Consider the following 1,548-nt stretch of genomic DNA (forward strand, 5'->3'; position numbering starts at 1 on the left):
GCCACCGACCTGGACCCCGACCAGCGCGCCTTCGTCGAGGCCCTCCACCCGCTCAACGCCGCGAGCCTGTACATGCCGGTCGAAGAGCCCACCGACGGCAACCTCACGGAGTACACGGCGTGGGCCCGGCTCAATGTCGGGGCCGTCCGGGACACCGTGAGCAACCTGAAGCGGATCGACCCGCCCGCCGGTGACCGCTCCGCCGCGGACGCCGTGGTGCGGCAGCTTCAGGTCACCGGCCTCTCGTGGGACATCCGAAGTACGGCAGCTCGCCGTCACCGTCGACCGTTGGTGGCTTGAGATCGCCGCGTTCATCGACACCGGACACAGCAACGCCAAGCGAGCGAAGGCATCAACCGCGTGATCAAACTCATCGCCCGCAACGCGTTCGGCTTCCGCAACGCCGACAGCCAGCGGCTACGCACACGCTGCGTCACCACCCGCCGAGCCCGCGGACACCTCCGCACCGCTCAACTTTGAAGACCCGTCATACGCACACCGGCAAGTACGGCGCGCTCATCGTCAAGGACATGCCGCCGGCGAAGCACCATGCTGGTGCCCAGCCATAGAGCTCCAGTCCAAAGATCAGGACAGCAGGGGAATCTTCGTGTTGAAACGTATCGGCGCACTCGCGGCTACCGCGGCTCTGATGTGGCAAGCCTGTTCCAGGCCGAACCTCCACAGGAACGTCGCCGCCGGCCGCGGACACGCTTGCGCCGACCGCCTGCTTTCGGTACGGGCGGCCCCGCGTGCTGTTTGGAAGTGACCATGAAGAAAACCAGACTGAAAGAGCGAGGGATCATGCCTGCACTCAACAGGATTGCTGCCGCCACCGTTGCGGCTGCTGCTCTCGGCGCTGCCTCCATCTCGACCGCGCCTGCTGCCTATGCCGCCACCGCGCCTGCGTGTGTCGTGCGCTCTGTGCACAATGACGCCAATGGCTTCAGCGTGTTCCTGGTCAACAAGTGCACCAAGACCATGAAGGTGCAGGTCATCGTGGACTGGGCTCCCGACAGTCCCTGCTACACCATCCCCGTCGGTGGCGAGAGGTATTACCGGTACGACGGGCTCCTCGGATTTTACAACAGCACTGCCGTGTGCTGACGTATTTGTCCCGCATGTCTCGAAGCCGCTGAGCGGCAGCTGCTCCCGGCCCTCGCCAGACGGCACCTGTTCCCGGCCAGGCTGATGGCCCGGTGGCAGCAGGCGCTGTGGACACCTGCAAGAACCGCCAATCGGTCCGAACCATAAAGGTGGACCGCCGACCGGTGTTGGTGGCCGGTCGGCGGTCCACCTTCCCGGCCCCTTACACGTCCGGGTGAGACAGCGACCGCAGTCTCCCGCCGACCACCAGCAGTCCTCGTTCGGCCGCCGCGATCCCGGCGTCACCCGCCACTGCCTTTCCCTGTACCCCCGTGGTCCACAAGGACACGTCCGAGCGGAGCGTCTCGCGCGCCTCCAGCTCCATTGCGTGGCAGCACCTTGGTCACCTGGGCTTCCGGCACGAACACCGCACCGCGATCCCGGGCCCGACCGCAGCGAAGGAGA

Annotated in this window: 3 protein-coding genes; all 3 read left to right on the plus strand. The window is 66.3% G+C overall.

Going from position 1 to position 1,548, the window contains the following annotated elements; translation table 11 throughout:
* A partial coding sequence (locus DEP02_RS15025; protein ID WP_157977452.1) for a hypothetical protein occupies positions 1 to 300 on the plus strand: 300 nt, incomplete at its 5' end.
* Between the two features lie 51 nt (positions 301 to 351).
* Complete coding sequence (locus DEP02_RS35680; protein WP_369123207.1) at positions 352 to 480, plus strand: hypothetical protein; 129 nt, start codon at positions 352 to 354, stop codon at positions 478 to 480.
* A gap of 288 nt (positions 481 to 768) precedes the next feature.
* Entirely contained in the window at positions 769 to 1,104 is a 336-nt protein-coding gene (locus DEP02_RS33470; RefSeq protein WP_500299316.1) for an alpha-amylase inhibitor, read from the plus strand.
* The last annotated feature ends 444 nt before the right edge of the window (positions 1,105 to 1,548 follow it).

It is taken from the genome of Streptomyces triticisoli (genome assembly GCF_003270085.1).
Lineage (GTDB): Bacteria > Actinomycetota > Actinomycetes > Streptomycetales > Streptomycetaceae > Streptomyces > Streptomyces triticisoli.

Coding starts and splice junctions, on each gene's coding strand:
- DEP02_RS33470 (WP_500299316.1), top strand. CDS start 769: ATGAAGAAAACCAGACTGAAAGAGCGAGGGATCATGCCTGCACTCAAC.